Here is a 22,833-nt window from a genome sequence, read left to right as displayed (position 1 = left end):
GGAAGTATGTACCCTAATTATATTAGTGGTTAGAATACGTTTTCATGGCGATCATTAGCAAAAAAAAGATACCATTTACCATTAGCCAAAAGCTAAGGACCTACTTGCATAAGTACAAGCGGACTATCGCTGTGCCCATCGAATATGAGAGTTTGCTTCGTTACGATAACTCAATTCCATTATATGATTCTCAAGGTGTAGATACACTTTGGGAAACCGTTTTTTATCCGCAATCGGACATGGCTATGATTCATCATGATTTGAAGCAGATATATTCAGAAATCAAAGCGGATGGAGATGTGAGCGTCATGGATCACCTCATGGTGGAGCGTGTCGACATTTGCCAATATGGAAATACAAAGCCTTTTCGAGTCCGGATAGTCAATAGAATCAATGACAATTTTGATTATTTCTACATCAAAAATGCGGATGCATCCAGAATCTATGGATTAGAATTAGAGCATTTGTTGTCTCCTAACAGGATCAATTATGTGGTACATAAAAACACATTGATTGAAGAGCATATAGCGGGTATTCCTGGAGATCAGTTTATCAAAGAATACCTGAAAGACAAGAATTTGAATGAAATTCGTTTAGCTAAGGAGTTTGTAAAGTTCAATGAAAGGTGTTTTGTGAGGCTTCTTGGAGACATGCATTCAAGTAATTTTGTAGTCAATATTATTCCAGATTTCGAACAAATATCTTATCGACTCAAGGCGATAGATTTTGATCAGCAATCGTATGAAGGGAGAAAGAATATATATCTGCCTCAATATTTCAAACAAAATAATGCGCTAATCAATATGGGGCTTAAACACATGACTCCCGAGACTGTACGTCAATATCAAAAAGAGGAGCGGTCGTTGATAGCTAATCGCCTGCGCGTAGCCAGGTATAGAGTGGTTGATTTGATGCGAGCTATGATCGATGATACGATTTCCTTTCCTAAAAATGTATTATCACTAAAAAAAGACCTTGCAGAATTTTATCACGAACCTAAATTTATGAAATGCCGAAATATGGGTGAAATTGTGAAAATGAGTCTTTGGATGGTATTCAAAAAAACAGAAATGTATAATTTTTAAGCATATGAAAAACCTGATTGTTTTATTCCTTATGGTCCTCATAGCTTCCTGTGGAGCAAAAAAAAATGAGCCGGAAGTTGTGTTTGAACAAGACAAAGATGTAAATCTGCCTGCGGAGGGCTTCAATTACGAGGCCTCTGATCCGGAAGCAGTAATTATTGCCGATAAAGTAATGACAGCCATGGGGGGTCGAAAGGCTTGGGATGAGACCCGATATATCACTTGGACTTTCTTTGGCAAAAGAAAACTGTTGTGGGATAAACACACAGGGGATGTTAGGATCGATTATTTAGATAGAAAGGAAAAGCTATTGGTTAATATCAATAGTTTGAATGGAAAGGCATCTGTAGACGGGGAGGAAATAACAGATGCAGATTCTTTGGCAGGCTATTTGAAGAAAGCTAAGAGTATATGGATCAATGACTCCTATTGGTTAGTGATGCCATTCAAGTTGAAAGACGCGGGAGTGTCCTTATATTATTTAGGAAATGACACCACAGCATTGGGCATGGAGTCCTTCGTGCTTCAACTGGCTTTCGAAAATGTAGGCGATACTCCCAACAACATTTATAATGTTTGGGTTGATGCTGAAAGTAATTTAGTGACTCAGTGGGCATTTTTTGAAAACTCGGAGCAGCCGAATCCAAGTTTTATTACTCCTTGGGATGATTATAAAAAATATGGTAATATCATGTTGTCTGGGGGTAGAGGCAAGGGCCAGCTTACAGAAATAAAAGTATTAAACGAAGTACCAGAAAACGCTTTTACTTCGTTCGGAAAAGTGACTATAACGACTAAAAATTTATAAAAATGATTGTATTAAAAAAACTTTCTTTATTTGGATTACTGATTTGCTTGAGCCTGACTGTATGGGCGGAAGACGGAATTTTTATTTTATCTAAAACTAAAACGTTGAAGAGTGGAAGTGTAGCTACATCCGAAATTTACCTGACTGCCGATAAAATGTTAGTGAAAAATTCTGGGTCGGACAATAGTACGATCATTTTCGACGGTAGCTCAGAGGTCTTTACTTTTATAGACAATAAGAAAAAGGAATATTATCAATTTGACAAGGCGACTTTACTTCAGTTAAAGGAACAAATCAAAATGATGGCCAAAATGATGAAACAATTTGCTGCTAACATGCCAGAAGAACAAAAAGCTAAATTCGACCAAATATTGAACCCATCCAATGGCGATTTAATGACTTACAATGCCAATGGTAAAAATGTAAAAATTGGCTCTTGGAATACAGTAGGATATGACGGATTGAACGATGGGAGCAAAGTGCTTCAGATGAATATTGCATCATATGGTACACTAGGCGTAAGTGAGAGTGAATTTGGAGTAATGAAGCAAATGATGAATTATTTCAAAGAAAACCTTCAAGAAGTTGTGGCTTTGTTGCCAACAGGCGGATCGTTTTCTCAGCTCAATTTTGACGAGAAGAGTCCAATATTAAAAGACGGTATTCCTGTAAAAACAATTGCTTATAAAGAGGGCGAAGCCGTCAACGAAAATACTGTGGAAACGTTAGCGAAGAAATCAATATCGTCTGACCAATTCAAGGTACCTGCAGGCTACAAGCAACAGCAAATCAATATGCAGAGCATGGGTAGATAAGCATTATCCATCCTCAAATGAAATTAAAGACAGTCTAATGGCTGTCTTTTTTGTTTCTAAAAGTAAAATTTGGCGGCGAAGCTTAGAGCTTTCAGCTGGACTCTGGTATTGGTCTCTTCTATGGGCGTTCTTCCAGATTGGCTTTCGATTGCAAGTACAAAACTATCTGAACCAGTATAAGCTATTCTGGCATTAAATGAAGAAGTGAGTTTTCCTTGAGTTGAAAATACATTGGTGAGTGTATTGGCATATCCTCCTAAAACAACGGAAACGGGTAAATTAATCCACTTTTTAAAATTTAAAGAAATATTGGCAGCTGTATAATATTGCCACGATGGATCAGATCTTTCAAGCGTTTCGCCATAAGCCAATTGAGCATCTGCATGAAAAGCTATACTGGGACCGATGGCATAGGATGCAGTAAGGCCGCCACCGCCATTCAATGCAGGAACATCTCTAGTCAAATCAGCATAAGGTTTACTTGCTATGAGATCTGCGAAATACTGATTGACATCAACAATACTAGATTCAGTATTGGTCAATTTAAAATAACCTGAAAGCGCAAATTTTTTGGTGTGCTTGATTTTGAAAAGAACCCCGGGTTCAACCGTGATGATAGTATTTACCCCACTAATGAAAATGCTTTGGGCGTTATTTCCAATGCGAGCCGAATAATTGGCATTGACAAAAAAGCAAATCCAATCTTTAACTTTTTGAGTGTATCCAAATTTTAGATTTACAAAAAGTAATTCTCCGGATAGGTTGAAAATAGTAGAATCTCCTGCGGGAACACCATCTGTAGTAAATACTCCGGATTCTCCAAGGCCTAATTCTAAAAAAAATGAAGTATTTGTAAAAGGGGACTTCATCCCTTCGAAATTGGCATATATGTTGTTGTTGAGCATGGGAATCTTCCCTTGTTTTTGCTCAATCTGCGAAAAGGAATGAAGAACTAGTCCTAGATAAAAGAAAAGTATCCAAATCGTCTTTTTCATTTGGTGTTTTCTGTTTTACTTAGAAAAAACCACGTAAGCTTTGTTTCTCCTGTAGTTGATTTTACTCTTGGGACATTCCCAAAGGGTAATTCTAATCCGCTTGACATATTGACCAAGCCCTGCGTATACATCAGATCGATGGAGAATCGAGATTTTTTTATTTTGAATATATAACCCAATCCAAATATCGCCGAGTAATTAATATTAGTAATGTATGAGCCAATGTCAATGTCTTCTCCTGTCTTTAATTCGTTTAAATTGGATTTTAAATTGAAAGCAGACTCTATTCCAGCCATAAATTGCCAGCGTTTGTTATCAGAAATCAGTTTGAGAAGAATTGGAAGAGCAAAGTAATCAAACTCTAATACGGAAATATCTACTAATCTAGGAACCGAAGGCTCTTCTATCCCCTGATCTATTTGATCGTAATACTCTTCATTTTCTTCATACACTGTTCCAGCTATATTTTTATAACCAGGAATAGCTGTGAGGTAGACATCTTCTTTTATTGGGATATCAAGAACTAGGCCTACAGACATAGAACTATGCATTCGAAACCCCACATCGAACAGCTTTTTTACTCGATCCCCTTCAAATTGATTGGTTACTGAACCAACATAAAGACCAATTGCTTTTTGGCTATAAGCTGAATTTGCCATGAATAATATGGAAATTAATGAAGCCAGATAAACCATTCGATCTTTCATCAATTCAAATATAAAGATCAGAATGAGATAGGAGCATGAATTTCAAATTGAATAGAAAGAATATTATCATTTCCATTTTTATTCCCCCAGATTCCCAAGTTATCTAAGTAGTCCGTAATTGGATTGATAAACCCAAATTGGATTCCAAAAGCAAAATCGTTAGGCAGATAGTACTTAGCTCCAAGTTGAGTGGGTAGTTGGATGATCATGTTACGATAACTCTCGCCTATGGGTCTGGTATCAGGTTGGTCTATCAGATCGTTGTCATATTGATCTTTAGGATTAAATCGAAATAATCCTATGCCTTGTGAAATATATACCTTTAGTTGTTCTCTATGCACAAAGTTGTACTGAGCTTCATAGTTCAGCCCAAAGAAACTGGTTTTAAAATAGGTGTTTGGAGTGGCAGTAATTCCAGTATTGTCTGTCGTGGTGTAATCTAGCTCCTGTCCTGAAATAGAACCAATCGCAACCTTGATATTGCCATTTAGTTTTTTGTCTTTGTTCAACTTGAGGCCAAAGTTGAATAGCAATGATCCGCTAGAGTAAGCACTTCCAAGGTCACCACTGTAGAAAGCCGGTCCTATACCCACATGAATTTCTTTTCTTTTTCGCTGAAGTGAGTCCTGAGATTGACTTTCATAGCTGGCTAAGAGACAGCCAATGAGTAAGAAGAGAAAAAATCTATTTTTCATAGTAAAAAAATAACCACGCCATATGAACAGCGTGGTTACTAAAATAAATATTGTATTTCGAATTAAATAATTTTACAAATCAGTCAAGTCGAATGATTCCATAAAGGCAGTGGTAAACTGTCCAGATTTGTAAACCTCATCATCCATTAATTTGATATGAAAAGGGATTGTAGTTTTTATTCCCTCAATTACAAATTCACTCAATGCTCTTTTCATCCTTACTATGGCTTCTTCTCTTGTTTGAGCAGAAACAATCAGCTTGGCAATCATAGAGTCATAGTTTGGCGGAATGGTGTATCCAGCATATACATGACTATCTACCCGTACACCATGTCCTCCAGGCATGTGGAGGTGAGTGATTTTTCCTGGTGAAGGACGGAAATCTTTCGCAGGATCCTCTGCATTGATTCTGCATTCGATCGCGTGAAGCTGTGGAAAATAATTTTTTCCAGAAATTTTGATTCCTGCAGCTACTTTGATTTGCTCTTTGATCAAGTCAAAATCAGTTACTTCTTCAGTAATTGGATGCTCTACCTGGATACGAGTATTCATTTCCATGAAAAAGAAGTCTCCATGCTTGTCCAGAAGAAATTCTACAGTTCCTGCTCCTTCGTATTTAATGGCTTCTGCTCCTAAGATGGCAGCTTTACCCATCTCTTCACGCAGCTTTTGAGTCATTTTTTTAGCCGGGGAAGGTGTTTCTTCAGTCAGCTTCTGATGTCTTCTCTGAATCGAACAGTCACGCTCTGACAAGTGACAAGCACGTCCATTGCTATCGCCAATGATCTGAATTTCTACATGGCGCGGTTCCTCAACGAATTTCTCAAGGTACATGCCATCGTTCCCGAAGGCCGCTTTGGACTCTTGTCGAGCATCATCCCAAGCTTTTTGAAATCCACTTTCTTCCTTCACTATTCTCATACCTCGTCCACCACCTCCGGCCGTAGCTTTTAGGATCACAGGATATTTGATCTTCTTAGCGATTTTCTTTCCTTCTTCTACAGAACTTAACAGTCCTTCCGAACCAGGAATGGTTGGAACGCCAGCTTTTTTCATGGTGTCCTTGGCAGTAGCCTTGTCACCCATGTTGTTGATCATATCTGCACTTGCACCAATAAACTTGATGTTGTACTCTTCACAAAGTTGTGAGAATTCGGCATTTTCTGAGAGGAAACCAAATCCAGGATGAATCGCATCAGCATTGGTAATTTCCGCAGCCGAAATGATGGTTTTCATATTCAAGTAAGAGTCCTTACTTGGTGGAGGACCGATACATACGGCTTCGTCGGCAAATTTGACGTGCAAACTTTCTTTGTCGGCTGTAGAGTAGATAGCTACAGTGCTAATACCCATTTCACGACAAGTTCGAATGATTCTTAATGCAATTTCGCCTCTATTGGCTATTAATATTTTTTTAAACACGTGTCAGTCTTTAATTTCTACAAATCAATTATGACGGGTCAACCAAAAATAATGGCTGATCGTATTCTACTGGTTGAGAATCGTCTACTAGAACTTTTACAATTGTTCCTGATACTTCAGATTCGATCTCATTAAAAAGCTTCATTGCCTCAACGATACATACCGTAGAGCCAGCAGATACTTTGTCACCTACGTTTACAAATGCTGGAGATTCAGGATTTGCAGATCTGTAGAAAGTACCAATCATAGGTGATTTGATTTCAACATGATTGCCTGCAGGAGCACTGTCTGCAGCAGGAGCGGTAGGAGCAGCAGCGGCTGGTGCTGGTGCGGCAGCTACCGGAGCGGCAACTGGTGCAGGAGCAGCAGCTCTTTCTACTATCTGAGTATCATTGCTTCTCTTGATATTAACTTTGAATTCTTCCGTTTCTATCTTTACTTCTTCCAGCCCTGAACTTGACAAGAAGTCTATCAATTCTTTGATTTCTTTTACCTTCATCTGCTAAGTGTTTATTCGTTTATGTCAGTTCAAACAAAGTTCAAACTCTATCAATTAGTTAGTGATGTTTATGGAACTTACTTGTTCCAAATTATTTCTATAGTTAAAATTAAAGAGAATCACTTGATTTAAAAATTGGGTGACGCTCATAAAAAAAGAGTAAGAATTACTTCTTTACTCTTTCTACATAATTTCCTGTTTTACTTTCTACTTTTATGATGTCTCCCTGGTTTACAAAAAGAGGAACCTGAATAGAGGCCCCCGTTTCAGTAGTTGCCGGTTTAGAGGCATTGGTAGCAGTGTCTCCTTTCAAGCCTGGTTCTGTGTATGTGATTTCCATGATCACATGATTTGGTAATTCACAACCAAGGATTTGCTCTTCTTCAGCATGAAAGATGATTTCTACCTGTTCGCCATCTTTCAAGAATTGAGGGGCATCTATAAGAGCTTCCTCAATATTGACTTGCTCGTAGGTGTCATTATCCATGAAGTTGTATCCCAAATCGTCTTTATAAAGAAATTGATAATTTCTTCTTTCGATTCGAGCAGTATTCACTTTGTGCCCGGAGGTGAATGTATTGTCAATAACTTTACCAGTTTTGACGTTTTTTAATTTTGTACGGACAAAGGCAGGGCCTTTGCCTGGTTTTACATGCTGAAATTCGATGATGAAATACAAACCGTGGTTGTATTCAATGCACATCCCATTTTTAAAGTCAGCGGTTGAAGCCATTTTCTTACTTTTTAAATGTTGTCTTATTTAGAATCGTATGCCCACTTTAAATAAATGGATCCCCAGGTGAATCCGCCACCGAATGCAGCAAGGATTACATTATCACCTTTTTTTAATTGTTTTTCGTAGTCCCAGAGACAAAGTGGAAGTGTTCCACTGGTCGTGTTGCCGTATTTTTCAATATTGAGCATCACCTTGTCTTCATTTACCTCCATTCGACGGGCAGTGGCATCAATAATTCTTTTGTTCGCTTGATGCGGAACCAACCAGGCAATGTCATCGCCTGTTAAATTATTTTTTTCCATGATTTCAGCTGCAATATCCGCCATGTTTGTAACGGCAAATTTAAAAACGGCAGAACCTTCTTGTACAGCGAAATGCTTATCTGCTTGAACGCTTTCCACAGTAGCAGGCATACGGCTACCACCTCCTGGCATTTGTAGGTACTGAGCGCCTGAACCGTCGGATCTTAGGATAGAATCCATTAAACCTACATCCTCAGTAGTGGGCTCTAGTAAAACTGCTCCACCACCGTCACCAAAAATTATACAAGTAGCTCGATCTTTATAATTTACTATGGAGGACATTTTGTCCGCTCCTATGATTAATACTTTCTTGTACTTGCCTGTTTCAATGAATTGCGACCCTGTTGTAAGAGCGTAAAGAAAACCAGAGCAAGCCGCTGAGATGTCGTAACTGAATGAATTGATGGCGCCAAGTTCATCAGCTATGATGTTTGCCGTAGCTGGAAAGGGCATATCAGGTGTTACAGTAGCACAAATGATAAGATCAATATCTTCAGGCTTCGTGTTGGTCTTTTCCAGAAGAGCTTTAGATGCTTTGACACCCATTACAGAAGTTCCTTGTCCTTCTCCTTTCAATATGCGTCTCTCCTTGATGCCTGTTCGAGTGGTTATCCATTCGTCGTTTGTATCAACGATGGTTTCCAATTCCTTATTCGTAAGTACGTAATCAGGAACGTAACCATGAACACCTGTAATTGCTGCTCTTATTTTAGTCATTTGAAATGTTTATTCTTTTGAACTGGTCAGTCTATTTGGCAAATAGCCAAAAACGTTGGCAATTTAATGAATTAATTGACTTTTGGTAGCCAGAATCGACTATCAAAATAGTATGCGTGCATAACTGATATAAAACACAGAAAGTCTGCTTGAAAAGCAGACTTCATATTTTTTATAAAAGTTCAAAAGAAATATTAAGCTAATACTTCTTTTTCTATCACTACCTTGCCTTTGTAGTACAATTTGCCTTCGTGCCAGTAAGCTCTGTGTGGTAAATGTGCTTCACCAGTTGTAGCGCAAACTACATAGTTTTTAGCTTCTGCTTTGTAGTGCGTTCTTCTCTTGTCTCTTCTCTGCTTCGAGGTTTTACGCTTTGGATGTGCCATCTTTCTTTTATTTTAATTCTTTAAATCCTTAATATTTTTCAGCGCAGCCCATCTTGGGTCTATCGCGTCCGTATCATCTTTTTCGTCGGTGTTTTCATCTTCAGATGTGTAGACCAACGTTACTTCTTCCTCTTCGTCCTCCTCTTCATCTTGAAAGTCGGGGTGGATCTTTTTCATCGGAACAGCTACTGTCAAGTATTCGTAAATATTTGATTCTACGTTGATACTCTCTTGTGTGCTTGGTATGATCAAAAGATCATCTCTGCTGTCGTCGAATTCCTCACCGTACTTGACGATCAAGTTTTCTTCAATATTGAGGGGATAATCAAATGACTTGAGACTTCTGTCGCAAATCAATTCAATCACTCCTTCAATTTTAAAATCTATTGAAATTAGTGTTTCTTTTTTTTCTAAAATCACGGTACACTTTCCATGACCGGACTCAATTACACTTTCTTCAATATTTTCAAAGAGCTTCTTGTCAAACTCAAAATCAAATTCATGAACCCCTAATTTGAGCCCATAGATATCAATTTTATATAGTCTGTTTCCTTTCATTTTTCCTTATATAGGAAATGAGTGCGCAAATTTAGATATATATTGTTAATAATTAAAATCTTATCTAGAAATTTGAAAGGAAATAATAAGTACTGAGAAATGCCAGAGACTATGCATAAGGATCTTAATCAATTTACACAACGGTTTGAACCAGATCTCCTAGCTGAAATCAATTCATTAGGACAAATAAAAAAATTTAAGGCAGGTAAAGTGTTGATTGATTTTGGATCCAATGTGAAAAGTATTCCATTATTATTATCTGGATCAATAAAGATCATAAGGGAAGATCCAAATGGAAATGAACTTTTTTTATACTTTCTTGGAGGAGGTGATACCTGCGCGATGAGTCTGACCTGTTGCATGAGTCATAAAAAGAGTGAAATTAAGGCCATTGCAGAGGAGGATACGGAGGTGATTATGGTTCCACTTGAATATATGGATGGATGGATGAAATATGCTACATGGAGGCAGTTTGTGTTTGGTTCTTACAATGAACGATTCGAAGAAATGCTTCAAGCTGTGGATTCACTTGCATTTATGAAGTTGGATGAACGGTTGATGAATTATTTGTTGGATTGTAAACAAAGTGCTGGGGATTTTGCTATTAATAAAACCCATCAGCAAATAGCAAAGGATTTAAATACTTCTAGAGTGGTTATATCACGCTTACTCAAAAAACTTGAATTGGAAGATAAAATCGAGTTGCATCGGAATAAAATCGAGATTTTATAAGCGTAACAATAGTTACAAATTACGCTAAACGAATCCATTACATTTGCAGATAGTATTAGAACGCATAGATGAGTAACATATTTCCATTTCTTAAATCACTCAATAATTATAACAAGGCAAAATTTAGGCTTGACATATCAGCTGGTTTAGTAGTAGGCGTCATGTTGATTCCGCAGGGAATGGCCTATGCCATGATCGCTGGGTTACCGCCTGTGTATGGATTGTATACCGCTATTTTTCCTTCGCTTTTATATACTTTTTTTGGAACCTCTCGGCACGTGTCTGTTGGCCCAGTAGCCATGGACTCCCTGATCTTGTTTGCAGGAGTGAGTACTATAGCTGTCGTTGGGACCGATCAATATATAGGGTGGGTAATTGCAATTAGTTTCATGGTCGGACTCTTACAGTTTTCCTTTGGCGTGTTGCGGCTAGGCTTTTTGGCCAATTTTTTATCAAAGCCAGTTATACTAGGATTTACTTTTGCAGCGGCAGTTTTGATTTCAATCAAGCAATTGAAATACTTATTGCAAATCAACCCTGATCAATACACTAATATTTTTACCGAATTGCTATTCTATATCTCTCATATTGGCGAAGTACATATGGCAACGTTTTCACTTTCGGTTAGTGCAGTGATATTGTTAGTTGTTGGTAAAAAAATTCGCCCAAAATTTCCTACTAGTTTATTGGTTGTTGTCCTGGGCATTTTGTCTTCTTACTTCTTAGATTTTAGTCAACTAGGAATTGAAGTTGTCGGAATAATGCCTACAGGATTTCCAGCTTTTTCATTGCCTGCATGGGAGGGTTTGCCTTGGAAACCGGCTGCATCGATTGCATTTACACTGGCACTTATGGGTTTTGTAGAAATTTATTCTATAGGTCAACGGCTTCAAGACAAACACAAATCAGAATATGAAATAGATCCCAATAGGGAGTTAGTTAGTATTGGATTGGGCAATATGGTTGGCTCTTTTTTCAAATCATTTCCAGCGACTGCTGGATTCAGCCGATCCGCAGTAAATGAGTCTTCAGGTGCTCAAACTGGAGTTGCAGCATTGATTTCTATTTTAGTTGTGATACTTACTTTGTTTTTTTTAATGCCTGTTTTTCAATACTTACCAAATGCGATATTGGGTGCAATTATTTTCGTTGCCATATTAGGATTGATTGATACAAAGCTTGCATATAAATTATGGAGAAATGATAGACATGATTTCTTCATGTTTGTTTCATCCATATTGGGCACATTGGTTTTTGGAATTGAATATGGTATTGGTTTAGGTATTGTATTGTCATTATTAGTTCTTATTTACAAAACCTCTACGCCACACATGGCAGTTTTAGGTAGAGTGGTAGGCACATCCTATTTTAGAAATCTGGAGCGCTTCGATTCTGCAGTTGATGATGAATTCGTAAGTATTTTACGATTTGATGCTCGATTATTTTTTGCGAATGTTAGATCGTTAAAATCCAAGGTAGAAGATCTGGTAAAGAAAAAACCAGCTATGAGGAAATTTGTTTTAGATGCACAAAGCATGATCGATATGGACTCTAGTGGAATGGATGGTTTGGAAGATATCATAGATTATTTGAACCAGAAAAACATAGAGTTTCATATGGTAAATATTATTGGCCCAGTGCGTGATAAATTGTTTAATTCCAGATTGATTGAAAAGATTGGGTTAGCTTTTGTTCATGACTGTATTTCCGATGCCATCAACGAAGGTGCTGATGAAACCAAGTTGACCTATCAAACCAATTTGAATAAATAATCATTCATTGATCAAAGAGATGGCAGATCTAATTTCATCTCGAAGCGAATGAAGGTACTCTGGTAGATATTCTTGATTCATATCAAGCAACCAAAAATCTCCATTCGGAAGCTCCAAATAGATTCCGCCTCCATCTGCAGCATCTGGAGCTCCTATTATAGTTGCTTTTTCATTGAGTAATTCGGAAGGAATTTCAATTTTCGATTCTTTCAATCGCTCAAATATGGATTGATCAAGTTTGATGAATTCACTTTCATAAACGCTTTGACTGCTAGGGTATAAGTCATTTGCGTCTTCAAATATAGCATTTGGAGTGAGTTTGAATATTTCAATACATTCTTCACCTAAACAAAAACCATAGAAATGTCCGAAAATAATATATTCGGCATCTGCTTTGGTTAATGCATCTTCAATTGGAATAGCAGACTGATCATTACAAGATGTTATAAAGATTACGATTAAAAAAAATGCAGCTAAGGATTTCATGATTTGTATCTTATTTTTACTAAGACACATTTGTTGATCTAATGGTTGGAAACTTGATAATGATTTTAAATATTAGAACAGTTTTTTATTATAAAGTGATTTTCTAATGAAGTATATCTTACTTTTTTTTATTACTCTGGTTTTCTTCGGGAGTGCGGTCGGACAATCTCGAGCTGAAAAAAAGAAGTCAAAAAAGGAACAAAAGGCAAAATCTTTTGCAGAGGTGAAAGAGTTTTTTGAGAATGGAGAATTCCAGTTTGTGGCAGAATGGGCAGATACTCAAAAAGGCCGTAGAGTGAATTTAATTTCAAACCCTAATTCATTTTCAAAAAAGGAAAATAAAATCAATGCAAATTTACCCTATTTCGGAGTTGTGCAAGTGGCTACAATGGACGGAGATGCAGGAATAAGTATTGAGAATGAATCGCCTCATGAAGAGGACGTAAAGTACAACGACAAGAAATTTAGGATTATCTATAAATTTAATGTCAAGTCTTCTCGGGGAGGAGAAATACTAAGTTGCATCTTCACTATTCATTTTAATAAGAGTGCTTCACTTTCTATTAGAAGCTCTCAGAGAAATCAGATTTCTTATACTGGGGAAATCTCCCCGTTCAACTAATTTAAAACTTGCGGTATTATTTTTTGATCGAAAATCAAATTTAGGACATAGGGATATATGTAATTGGATTATTCTAATGCGTATCTAAAATCTATCGAATATAAATCCTCATTCATCGATTCCATTCACCTGAAGTAAGAAAAAATTTACTGATTTGTATAGGTAGCCAGATTGGTATTATGAGAAATGCTTTAGGACACTTTTGAATTTCAGTATATGAAAACCTTAATCACCTTTTTGATATTAAGCTTAGTGCTTGTTTTGAATACCAAGGGTCAATTTTATTCTGGCAAATTCGAAAGTGTACCTGTGCTTGAGGATTTTGATCATTTTGTTGTACATCAGCATCCTCATCATCATAAATATGGAGGAACCCTTGATGTAAAGGCTTTTGTAAAATCAGGAGAATTGTGGCATAGTACCGCAGAGCCAGTTGATGAGGAAACAGCAAAAGTGTTTATTGAAAAATTTGGACAGGGACTTGATATTTTGTCTGTCTATGAACTAGATATTGAATTAGACGGTGAGGTATGGGAGTTTTTCATGTTGGGATATGAGAATGAATACAAGAAGGCCAGTTTTGTGGTCGTAGAAGAAATATTTGACGATATATATGACAGTGAGCCAGTGGAAGTACATACTTTCCATTGGGACAGAAGCACTGCAAAGAGATAGCTGATTTTGGAATTTAGTGGATTAATGCTTCGTGTTTGACGGCACACTTGCAAGAATTTGCAATGAAGCACATTTGATTGGCCTTGTGGTGTAACTGCAAGGCCAATTCTTTTTTTTGAGGGTCTGAGATAGTAACTTCTGGCTTTAAAATTACTTCGATAAAAGCTCCACTACCATCTTTGTATTCTTCCATTTCTCCAATGGCCTCATCTCGATAGTCTATGACAATAATTCCTTCCTCTGAACATAGATGTAAATACCAAAGCATGTGACAGCTACTTAAAGAGAATAAAAACAATTCTTCTGGATTGTATCTGCTCGGATTTCCCATGAATGCTGGGTCAGAAGAACCTGCTATCACTGGTTTGCCTTCTACCCGAATGTTGTAGGATCGATCATAAGATTTATAATTTTTAGTTCCTTCTCCACGGTTTCCTGTCCAGATCAGTGAACTTTGATAGGAATGTATTTTAGCCATTGATTTGAATTGTCTAGCCCTAAAAAAAGCCCTATGAAATTATAGGGCTTGTAGTGATATTTTATTCGGGTGTTTTTTCGTCTGGAAATTCTTCTTTGAAATTGACCCAGAATTCCTCGAGAGTAGACTTCATATCTTTTCTTAAGTATATCAGCCCAAATAAATTGGGGAGTGTCATTACAGCTATCGTAATAGCTGAAAGCGTCCAAATGATCGTAGTATCTGTGAATGCCGCAAAGAAAAAGGCGACTACATATACTATTCTATAGTACTTTACAGAACCACTTCCCCATAAAAAGGTCATCGCTCGATCTCCGTAATAGGACCATGAGATCGCTGTGCTAAAAGCAAATAGTAAGAGTCCTATGGATACAATATATTGTCCCCAATCCCCAAAGAAACCTCTAGTAAATGCAATTGTTGTAAGCGGGGCGCTATGAACTAACGACTTTCCAGTAAAGGTTACATTGAGGTCACTTGGCTTTCCATTCAGAATATTGACCTTACCCGTAAAAAGTTGGCCATCTTTAAAGATTTTAACTTCTTCAGCCAAAGACCTTGCATGAATGATAGTGATATCATTTTCTATGATTCCATTGTTAACTTCCAGGTTTCCTGAAAATTCAGGAAGCAAAGTCTCACCTGAGATATGGCCATATAAGCTTTCTACCCCTTCATCTGTTTGATCAGTAAATTCTGAACCGACTAGAATACTCATATCGGAAACCTGAAAATCATTGACGTGTTTTTCATTCCAAACTCCGGAAGAGAGCAATACAAGGCCTGTAATGGAACAAATGATAATGGTATCAATGAAAGGTTCTAAAATGGCAACCATGCCTTCTGAAACAGGTTCGTGACCTTTTGCAGATGCATGGGCGATAGGAGCGCTACCTTGACCAGCCTCGTTAGAGAATAACCCTCTATTTACACCTCGATTGAATGCGAAGGCTATGGATGCGCCAATAAAACCACCTGATGCAGCTGAGCCTGAAAACAAATCGGCAAAAATTGAAACGAACGAAGATCCGATATTTTCAATATTAAAGAGGATAACTGCAAATGCTCCAATAAAGTAGATAAGAGCCATGCCAGGGACAAGTTTTTCAGTAACTGCGGCAATTCTTTTAATTCCTCCAATGATAACAATGGCTAATAAAAACGCTAATACTCCACCTGTAACAATATGGTCAATGTCGAATGTGGCATTTAGCGAATTAGCAATACTATTAACCTGTGGTAAACTCCCTGTGCCAAATGAAGATAAAACAGTGGCAATAGCGAATGCCGCGGCCAACCATTTCATATTCATCTTATTTTTCATGAAATACATAGGGCCTCCTGCCATCGTTCCATCAGCAGTTTTCTCTCTGTATTTATGCGAAAGTGTAACTTCAACGAATTTGGTACACATACCCAATGCCGCAGTAACAAGCATCCAAAACAGAGCGGCTGGCCCTCCAATATGTATGGCCAGCGCTACTCCAGCAATGTTTCCAGTACCTACTGTACCAGATAGCGCTGTTGCTAGTGCTTGAAAGTGGGAGGTATCGCCTTCATCATCTGATTTATCGAATTTGCCTTTGACTACCTTAATAGCAAAGCCGAAATACCTAATCTGAGGAAATTTGAGGTAGATGGTAAAAAACAGCCCGGTTCCGAGCAGCGCATATGGAAACCAAATGGCACTTCCAATAAAACTGTCAATGAGGAGTAAAAATTCGTTGAGTTGCTGCATAAGCCGGGGTTAATTAATTTTTAGTTAGTTGTGACCGACAAAAATATAAAAACTGACAAGGAATAAAACTGGAAGGGACTATATTATATGACTGGCAAAAAAATACCTCCAGACCGTTTGGTCGGGAGGTTCTCACTAGCTCCACCTGTAACTTAAGAGCTATAAAATCACTTAACGCTCACCAAGGGTTCATTTCAATCAAACAAATAAAGTAATGGTGAGCAAATACATAAGTATTGAAAATACTAGCTTTAAGATTTTCATGCTTCATTAATTTATACTTAAGTAAGATTAGCCATTTACTAAGATTAATGTAATACCTAATAGTAGGTATATTGAGGCCATTTCTACTTAGAATAGCGAAAACCATCAATCATGCCTTCTTGTATGGCATATTTGGTAAGACCAATTAATGATTTGGTTTTTAATTTCTTCCCAATGTGCTTTCGATGTGTATCAACGGTTCGAACACTGATTTCCAATTTTTCAGCAATTTCCTGCGAAGAACATTCATTGACTATCAATGCTAAAACTTCTTTTTCTCTTTCAGATAATTTCATTGGGCATTGTTGTGACTGACAATCAAATATTGCTTGTTATTAATCTCCATACAATCCGTATTGGTAGGGATATTTGGATGAAATTTGAATTTCCAACTGTCATATTTTGAAATCGTTTTAGTTTTACGATAATCTTATGGAAGCACTACTTCATTTAAAACAAAAAGTAAATGAACTGTCAGAGATGACAGGCGAGGAATGGTTGGATTTTTCTTCTAGATGGAAACCTTGGAACGTGAGCAGGGGGAATTATATCATTCAGACAGGCCAAGTAGAAAAATATTTTTACTTTGTTCATGATGGGGTGCTCAGAGCATTTTTGTTAAATAATGGAGCAGATATAAGTGTTGGATTTACATACAAGGGTGATTTTACTGGAGCTTATGACTCGTTTCTTGAGCAACAAGCAGCCGATTGGAGTATTCAAGCCACTACTCCTGCCGCATTACTAAGAATAGGATATACGGATCTTATGGCGATGTTTGATCGTTACAAATCTGTAGAACGCTGGGGAAGGTTGTTTAACGCTCGGGCGCTGATTGGAATGGCCAGACGACAAGTGGAGGTGCGTAGTTTTTCAGCCGAAGAGCGATTTGATCGTCTATTCGAACAAAGCCCGCACATCTTCCAATTGGTATCACAAAAACATCTGGCATCTTATGTTGGAATGACGCCTGAGACTTTTAGTCGGATGAGGAAACAACGTTTAGAAAAAGAATAAGTGCTGAAATTTTTCTTGATCTAGATCAATTTTTGATCCAAATCCACCGATTACCTTTACAAAAAAAACTCAAAATGGACAAAATAGAATTAATTGATTCACTTATTGAAGATACCCAAGAGGTAAAAGAGGAGGCCACACGATTTGCTTCTTTGGATCAGGAGGAATTGAATTTCAAACCTAGTCCTGAGCAGTGGAGTGTGTTGGAATGCATAGAACATCTCAACATTGCAGATGCACACTACATTGCCCAATTCGACAAAAAACTGAATACTGCTCCAGTATCGAATAATCAGGACTTCAAGCCAGGCTGGATGGGAAATTATTTTGTAATGAGTATCAAACCTAAAGAAGACGGTACGATTCCGTCTCCTATGAAAACGTTGAAAAAATTCCGCCCTGAGGTGAACGTGCAATATGATACCCTTTCAAAATTTTTGGAAGATCAGGATCACTTGATAGGTGCGCTAGAGAAGAGTAAGTCGTTGGATTTGAATAAACTTAAAATCACATCTGCGATTGGGCCTATTGTAACTTTTAAGCTTGGAGATGCTTTTAGGTTTTTGATTGGACACAATCAACGACATATTATTCAGGCTCAGCGTGTGCTTAAAAAATTGGAATTGACCTCCTAAACGGATTGAACTAATTCATTTCTAAAGGCAAATTTGATTAGACCAACGATCGTTTTTGATTTGGTTTTTTTCAGAATGTGCTTGCGATGTGTGTCCACGGTGCGCTTACTTATAAACAACTGATCAGCTATTTCTTCACTCGAAAATTCTTGTACGATCAATTGTAAGATTTCTAGTTCTCTTTCGGTTAGGCATTCGGTTTCGTCAGTAATTTGTTTTTGTTTTTCTATTTTTTCGAGCATGAGAGACATGACCTCTTTGCTGTAGAAAGTACTGCCATCAGTGATGCGGTCTAATGCATTAAGCAGTTCTTTTTTTCCGGTGTTTTTTAGGATATATCCTTCTGCTTCGGACATTAATATTTCACCTACTGTTTCTCTATTGTTGTGCATGGATAGCACTATCACTTTTATATCGTGATATTTTTCCTTTACCGTTTTTACCAATTCAGTGCCTGACATTCCAGGCATACTCAAGTCTGAAATAAGTATGTCCACTTCATGATTGGCCAAAAGGTCTAATGCTGTTTGTCCATCGTTGGCTTGATGCTTAATTTGATATTTATTTTGACCGATCAATAAAGATTGAATGCCATCTATGAACATTTGATGGTCATCTACGATTAGCATGTTATAAGATTCTTTATCCATCAGACGGCTAGTTTTAGTGAAATTTCGGAACCATTTCCTGGGCTAGAATCTATGTGTACTTCGCCATTGAGGATTTCCATCCTAGATTGGATGTTTAGCCACCCAATCCCGCTAGATGTGGTAATCATATGAGGATCAAATCCTTTCCCATCGTCTTTTATGATTATACTCAGCGGTTCTTGCTTGACTACTTTCAACCAGATATTTTTAGCTTCTGCATACTTCAGTGCATTGTTTAAGACTTCTTGAATAACACGATACAAAGCAATGGCCTCACTTTCTGGTAGGTCAATTCGATCGGAAGGAAGGTCAATATGTACTTTTACATCTCCCGCATCATTGATGATGTGAACCTGTTCCTTAATGGCTGCTTCGAAGCCGATAGAGATGAGTGCATTGGGCATCATATTGTGCGAAATGTGCCTGACCTCAGTGACAGCATCATCTATTAGCTTTAAAGAGTTTTGCCATTGTTTGTCCACCTCAGATTTCACCATATCTTCCAAAGCAGAGATATTTAGTCGAGCAGTCGACAGCAATTGGCCCAAGCCGTCGTGCAGTTCTTGGGCAATCCGTTTTCGTTCTTTTTCCTCTCCTTCGATTAGAGACTTAAACCCAAGTTTTTGATTGATTGCTTTTTCTTCTGCTAGCAGAGTACGTTGTTTTTGTTTATATCGATTGAAGGATAAAAAACCAATCAAAATAAATAGACCAATTCCGCCGATTGAGGCATAAAATCTGTTGTTGGCATTCTTTATTTCAGATGCACTGAGTTCATTCTCTATAGATAATAATTCAATTTCCTTTTCTTTTTTTTCTGTTTCGTATTGCGTTTGAAGAGTAAGAATTGCCTTGCTTTTTTCTAAATTAAAAATACTGTCATTAAACATTTGTGCTTGCTGGAGATGTTTATAGGCATTTTTATAGTCTCCCAGCTTTACATAGGACTGTTGCAACATATCGTATCCAAAACGTATCAAATCTGTGTATCCTATAGGCGTAGCAAGTGCTATGGATTCTTCAAAATATGGTATGGCTTTTTTGTACTGACCTACATGGAAATAATTTTCTCCTGTAATCACCGTGTTGATTGCTACACCTTGGTCATCACCAATGAGTTTTCGAATCTCTGTGGATTGATCAACAAATTTTTTAGCACCGACTAAATTGCCTTTTCTCAACTCATATTCTGCAAAATCCAAATATGCATAACCTAATCCTATACTGTCTTGATCTTGTTTTCGAATTTCAAAAGCCTTGAGCATGTAGGGGTGAGCTTCGTCGTATTTGTCCTGTTTCATTAAAAAAGTCATTTTGAAGCCATAGTAAGTTCCTTGCGTTTTAGTGTCATTGGCAATTTGAGCTGCTTGATAGGCCTTATCTGCGGTTTCATTTGCTATTTCGTACTGACCATGTCTATGATAAAAACCTGCCAACTCGATGCTGGTTCGCCCAATGCCACGGTGATCTTGGAGTGAGTCAAAAATAGAAAGCGCATATAAATAGCTGGGTAGAGATTGCTCGAAATCCCCTCGTAGGTATGTCGCCACTCCATGATAAAGGCTTGCATACGCAGCTTTTTTTGTCCATCCATTCGACTCGGCGATATTTTTTGCTTCTTTCGTCATCAAGATGGCACTATCGAAATTTAGACTGTAAATCTCGTAATAGTTGTCGATCACGTAGCCTACAAATGCCTCATCATTTAGACTTCTTGCATGTTGGAATAAAGAATCCTTAGATTCACAAAAAGCTTCGATTGCTCCAAATGTTAGTAAAATGGATACGATAAAGGCTTTGGATGAATCAGATCCAAAAACCTTTGATAGGAATACGGCGAACATAACTTTATTTCCTTTTCAAGTTGATAAAAGCTGGAATTCGCTGGTCGAATAGATGCATACTAAATTAAACCAATCGTTCCAAGTATTGAAAGTCGATAGGATTTTCTTTTTTATACAGCTAATTTAATATTGACTTCGCAGCCTTCTCCAATGTCACTTTGAATTTTAAATTCTCCGTTAAGCAGCTCAATTCTTGATGCTATATTTCTCCACCCAATGCCACTAGACGATTTTATTTGGTTGATATCAAACCCTTGCCCATCGTCTTTTATTAACACTTGAATACCATTGTGATCAGTAATAGTCAACCAAATATGCTGTGCCTTGGCATATTTCAATGCGTTGTTCAACACTTCCTGGATGACTCGGTATAGCGCGATGGCTTCATTTTCTTCTAAGTTGATTTTTTCACTAGGCAATTCACTATGGATTTTCACCTGACCCGCATCATTAATAATGTGGATTTGCTCTTTCAATGCAGCTTCAAAACCTATAGAAATGAGTGCATTGGGCATCATATTGTGCGAAATGTGTCTGACTTCAGTTACAGCATCGTCAATTAATTTTAAAGAGTTTTGCCATTGTTTGTCTACTTCAGACTTTACCATATCTTCCAAAGCAGAGATATTTAGTCGAGCGGTCGACAGCAATTGGCCCAAGCCATCGTGTAGCTCTTGGGCAATTCTTTTTCGTTCTTTTTCTTCGCCTTCAATCAGGGATTTAAATCCTAGTTTTTGGTTGATAGCTTTTTCTTCTGCTAGTAGAGCCCGTTGCTTGTGCTTATATCGATTGAATAGAAGAAAAATGGTCAGTAATAATAACCCTGTTGTACCTATTGCGGCCATTAATCGATTATTCGCTATTTGAATTTCTGATACTTGGAGCTGATTTTCTATTGATAAGAGCTCTATTTCTTGCTCTTTTTTCTCTGTTTCATATTGTGTTTTTAATTCTAGAATTGACTTATTTTTCTCTTGATTAAAAATAGAATCTCCTAACGATTTGTGAATTTTATAATAAGTAAGGGATTTGCTATGTAAGTTGAGATTTTCGTATAGTTGACTGAATACCAGATATGCTTGATGCATTTGGCGAGTATTCCCTAAAACCTCAATTTCATTGATCAGTCCCGGCGCCATTTTTTTTGCTTCCATCAAACGACCTGCTAATCTATACGAATCACATAGATTCACTTTAATCATTATACTTCTATTGTTTTTGCCATTATTCTTGATCAAAACTAGTGCTTGTTCTAAATACTGAATGGCTTTATCATGTTGTAGAAGGTGATTGTGAAGTACCGCAAGGTTTGATAAAATATCTATCATTCCGTTGGTGTAATTGGTGGCTTCTGCCAGCTGTAATGCTTCCATGTATGCTTCCATGGCTTTGTCATATTGGTTGAGGTTTTTATACAACACGGCCAAATTGATATAGGTGCCAACAGCACCACGCTGATCTCCATGTTTGAGTTTGATTCGAAGTGATTTTTGATAATAATCATTAGCCTCATCATAATTATTCAAATCTGATAATAGCATCGCCATATTATTATAAGATTTAGCCACTGCAAGTTCATTGCCCAAACTATCTTCTATTACAGTTGATTTAAGCAGATACTCAAATGCATTTTGAAAATTGCCCTGATACTGGAATGTTAACCCGATGTTGTTGTAGCACCTTGCCATGTCTTTTGCATTCTTCTCAGAAAGCGCCATATCGAGGCTTTTAGTAAATTGTTCACGGGCTTTACTATACTCACTTTGATAGAAATAAGTAATTCCACGATTCATAAAAATCGAACTTAGAATTTCATAATCTTGAAATTCACCCCCATCAATTTCTGCTTCTGTAAAATAGAAATGAGCAGAGTCATACTGGCTTTTGTAGTTAAATGTGGAGGCAAGTTTGATTTTGGACAGCGCTTCTTTCTTCTTGTCATCAAACTGCTTAGATAAACGGATGGCAAGCTTAAACGTATTATGAGCTGAATCCAGATTGATTTGAGTCAGTTCAGTTCCTAGTTCAATGAGAGGATCAATTTGATCATGACCTTGTGCAGTCTTGAGCACTTGATTCAGACTATCAATTTTGTGATCAATATTTGTTTGTTGAGCATAAGATGTGACTACTGTTGAGGTAATTATTAAACTCAAAACAGTTTTGATATTTAAATAAGGCATGGTGATTAGCTT

Annotated in this window: 25 protein-coding genes; 9 read left to right on the top strand and 16 right to left on the bottom strand. The window is 37.4% G+C overall.

Annotated features, from left to right (window positions below; genetic code table 11):
• Window positions 1–44 precede the first annotated feature (44 nt).
• The 3 genes from ABJH98_RS14170 to ABJH98_RS14160 are packed head-to-tail and all read left to right on the top strand — an operon-like array spanning window position 45 to window position 2,708.
• Window positions 45–1,085: a hypothetical protein gene (locus ABJH98_RS14170; RefSeq protein ID WP_348308349.1), complete on the top strand. Its 1,041-nt coding sequence runs from the start codon at window positions 45–47 to the stop codon at window positions 1,083–1,085.
• Between the two features lie 4 nt (window positions 1,086–1,089).
• Window positions 1,090–1,893 (top strand): hypothetical protein, encoded by an 804-nt coding sequence (locus ABJH98_RS14165; protein WP_348308348.1) that lies wholly within the window; start codon window positions 1,090–1,092, stop codon window positions 1,891–1,893.
• Window positions 1,894–1,895: 2 nt separating this feature from the next.
• A complete protein-coding gene (locus ABJH98_RS14160) occupies window positions 1,896–2,708 on the top strand; it encodes a hypothetical protein (protein ID WP_348308347.1) in 813 nt (270 codons plus the stop codon).
• Between the two features lie 56 nt (window positions 2,709–2,764).
• Here ABJH98_RS14160 and ABJH98_RS14155 read toward each other — a convergent pair whose 3' ends face one another.
• From ABJH98_RS14155 to ABJH98_RS14115, 9 genes are all read right to left on the bottom strand, one after another.
• The gene (locus tag ABJH98_RS14155; protein WP_348308346.1) at window positions 2,765–3,703 is read right to left on the bottom strand and encodes a hypothetical protein; all 939 of its coding nucleotides are present in this window, start codon (window positions 3,701–3,703) and stop codon (window positions 2,765–2,767) included.
• Entirely contained in the window at window positions 3,700–4,410 is a 711-nt protein-coding gene (locus ABJH98_RS14150) for an outer membrane beta-barrel protein (RefSeq protein ID WP_348308345.1), read from the bottom strand. The genes ABJH98_RS14155 and ABJH98_RS14150 overlap by 4 nt, the downstream gene beginning before the upstream one ends.
• A 17-nt stretch (window positions 4,411–4,427) precedes the next feature.
• Window positions 4,428–5,105, bottom strand: coding sequence for a hypothetical protein (locus ABJH98_RS14145; protein ID WP_348308344.1), 678 nt, complete (start codon window positions 5,103–5,105; stop codon window positions 4,428–4,430).
• Between the two features lie 72 nt (window positions 5,106–5,177).
• Window positions 5,178–6,527 carry an acetyl-CoA carboxylase biotin carboxylase subunit gene (gene accC, locus ABJH98_RS14140; protein ID WP_348308343.1) on the bottom strand — a complete coding sequence of 450 codons (1,350 nt, stop codon included), beginning with the start codon at window positions 6,525–6,527 and terminating at the stop codon, window positions 5,178–5,180.
• A 28-nt stretch (window positions 6,528–6,555) separates the two neighbouring features.
• Window positions 6,556–7,026: an acetyl-CoA carboxylase biotin carboxyl carrier protein gene (gene accB / locus ABJH98_RS14135; protein WP_348308342.1), complete on the bottom strand. Its 471-nt coding sequence runs from the start codon at window positions 7,024–7,026 to the stop codon at window positions 6,556–6,558.
• 166 nt (window positions 7,027–7,192) lie between these two features.
• The gene (efp, locus tag ABJH98_RS14130; RefSeq protein ID WP_348308341.1) at window positions 7,193–7,759 is read right to left on the bottom strand and encodes an elongation factor P; all 567 of its coding nucleotides are present in this window, start codon (window positions 7,757–7,759) and stop codon (window positions 7,193–7,195) included.
• Window positions 7,760–7,782: 23 nt separating this feature from the next.
• The gene (locus tag ABJH98_RS14125) at window positions 7,783–8,781 is read right to left on the bottom strand and encodes a beta-ketoacyl-ACP synthase III (RefSeq protein WP_348308340.1); all 999 of its coding nucleotides are present in this window, start codon (window positions 8,779–8,781) and stop codon (window positions 7,783–7,785) included.
• A 194-nt stretch (window positions 8,782–8,975) separates the two neighbouring features.
• Window positions 8,976–9,167 carry a 50S ribosomal protein L32 gene (rpmF, locus tag ABJH98_RS14120; protein ID WP_084371710.1) on the bottom strand — a complete coding sequence of 64 codons (192 nt, stop codon included), beginning with the start codon at window positions 9,165–9,167 and terminating at the stop codon, window positions 8,976–8,978.
• Window positions 9,168–9,179: 12 nt separating this feature from the next.
• Window positions 9,180–9,725 (bottom strand): DUF177 domain-containing protein, encoded by a 546-nt coding sequence (locus tag ABJH98_RS14115; RefSeq protein ID WP_348308339.1) that lies wholly within the window; start codon window positions 9,723–9,725, stop codon window positions 9,180–9,182.
• A 111-nt stretch (window positions 9,726–9,836) separates the two neighbouring features.
• Here ABJH98_RS14115 and ABJH98_RS14110 point away from each other — a divergent pair, with 111 nt between their 5' ends.
• Together ABJH98_RS14110 and sulP are read left to right on the top strand one after the other, a co-directional pair.
• Window positions 9,837–10,457, top strand: a complete 621-nt coding sequence (locus ABJH98_RS14110) for a Crp/Fnr family transcriptional regulator (protein WP_348308338.1) — start codon at window positions 9,837–9,839, stop codon at window positions 10,455–10,457.
• Window positions 10,458–10,525: 68 nt separating this feature from the next.
• Window positions 10,526–12,229, top strand: coding sequence for a sulfate permease (gene sulP / locus ABJH98_RS14105; RefSeq protein WP_348308337.1), 1,704 nt, complete (start codon window positions 10,526–10,528; stop codon window positions 12,227–12,229).
• Here the strand turns inward: sulP and ABJH98_RS14100 are convergent, their stop codons facing one another.
• On the bottom strand, window positions 12,230–12,715 hold the full coding sequence (locus tag ABJH98_RS14100) for a hypothetical protein (RefSeq protein WP_348308336.1): 486 nt from the start codon (window positions 12,713–12,715) through the stop codon (window positions 12,230–12,232). It lies immediately after the preceding gene.
• A 106-nt stretch (window positions 12,716–12,821) separates the two neighbouring features.
• Here ABJH98_RS14100 and ABJH98_RS14095 point away from each other — a divergent pair, with 106 nt between their 5' ends.
• Window positions 12,822–13,337: a DUF4251 domain-containing protein gene (locus ABJH98_RS14095; RefSeq protein ID WP_348308335.1), complete on the top strand. Its 516-nt coding sequence runs from the start codon at window positions 12,822–12,824 to the stop codon at window positions 13,335–13,337.
• A 216-nt stretch (window positions 13,338–13,553) separates the two neighbouring features.
• Window positions 13,554–14,012, top strand: a complete 459-nt coding sequence (locus ABJH98_RS14090; protein WP_348308334.1) for a hypothetical protein — start codon at window positions 13,554–13,556, stop codon at window positions 14,010–14,012.
• A gap of 13 nt (window positions 14,013–14,025) precedes the next feature.
• Here ABJH98_RS14090 and ABJH98_RS14085 read toward each other — a convergent pair whose 3' ends face one another.
• The 3 genes from ABJH98_RS14085 to ABJH98_RS14075 form a co-directional block, all read right to left on the bottom strand.
• The gene (locus ABJH98_RS14085; RefSeq protein ID WP_348308333.1) at window positions 14,026–14,490 is read right to left on the bottom strand and encodes an OsmC family protein; all 465 of its coding nucleotides are present in this window, start codon (window positions 14,488–14,490) and stop codon (window positions 14,026–14,028) included.
• A 61-nt stretch (window positions 14,491–14,551) separates the two neighbouring features.
• On the bottom strand, window positions 14,552–16,228 hold the full coding sequence (locus ABJH98_RS14080; RefSeq protein ID WP_348308332.1) for an amino acid carrier protein: 1,677 nt from the start codon (window positions 16,226–16,228) through the stop codon (window positions 14,552–14,554).
• A 347-nt stretch (window positions 16,229–16,575) separates the two neighbouring features.
• Window positions 16,576–16,788, bottom strand: a complete 213-nt coding sequence (locus tag ABJH98_RS14075; protein ID WP_348308331.1) for a LuxR C-terminal-related transcriptional regulator — start codon at window positions 16,786–16,788, stop codon at window positions 16,576–16,578.
• Window positions 16,789–16,924: 136 nt separating this feature from the next.
• Between ABJH98_RS14075 and ABJH98_RS14070 the strand changes: the two genes are divergently transcribed.
• Complete coding sequence (locus ABJH98_RS14070) at window positions 16,925–17,509, top strand: Crp/Fnr family transcriptional regulator (protein WP_348308330.1); 585 nt, start codon at window positions 16,925–16,927, stop codon at window positions 17,507–17,509.
• Window positions 17,510–17,583: 74 nt separating this feature from the next.
• Entirely contained in the window at window positions 17,584–18,144 is a 561-nt protein-coding gene (locus ABJH98_RS14065; RefSeq protein WP_348308329.1) for a DinB family protein, read from the top strand.
• Here ABJH98_RS14065 and ABJH98_RS14060 read toward each other — a convergent pair.
• The 3 genes from ABJH98_RS14060 to ABJH98_RS14050 all read right to left on the bottom strand — a co-directional run bounded on the left by ABJH98_RS14060 (window position 18,141) and on the right by ABJH98_RS14050 (window position 22,821).
• Entirely contained in the window at window positions 18,141–18,794 is a 654-nt protein-coding gene (locus ABJH98_RS14060; RefSeq protein WP_348308328.1) for a response regulator transcription factor, read from the bottom strand. The two genes, ABJH98_RS14065 and ABJH98_RS14060, sit on opposite strands and share 4 nt — an antisense overlap.
• Window positions 18,794–20,638: a histidine kinase gene (locus tag ABJH98_RS14055; protein ID WP_348308327.1), complete on the bottom strand. Its 1,845-nt coding sequence runs from the start codon at window positions 20,636–20,638 to the stop codon at window positions 18,794–18,796. Before ABJH98_RS14055 ends, ABJH98_RS14060 begins: the two co-directional genes overlap by 1 nt.
• 110 nt (window positions 20,639–20,748) lie before the next feature.
• Window positions 20,749–22,821, bottom strand: coding sequence for a sensor histidine kinase (locus ABJH98_RS14050; protein WP_348308326.1), 2,073 nt, complete (start codon window positions 22,819–22,821; stop codon window positions 20,749–20,751).
• Window positions 22,822–22,833: the final 12 nt, after the last annotated feature.

It is taken from the genome of Reichenbachiella sp. (assembly GCF_039969095.1).
In the GTDB taxonomy this organism is placed as follows: Bacteria; Bacteroidota; Bacteroidia; order Cytophagales; family Cyclobacteriaceae; genus Reichenbachiella.
The sequence above is the reverse complement of the archived record's forward strand: the minus strand, read 5'-3'. Positions and strand labels throughout refer to the sequence as shown.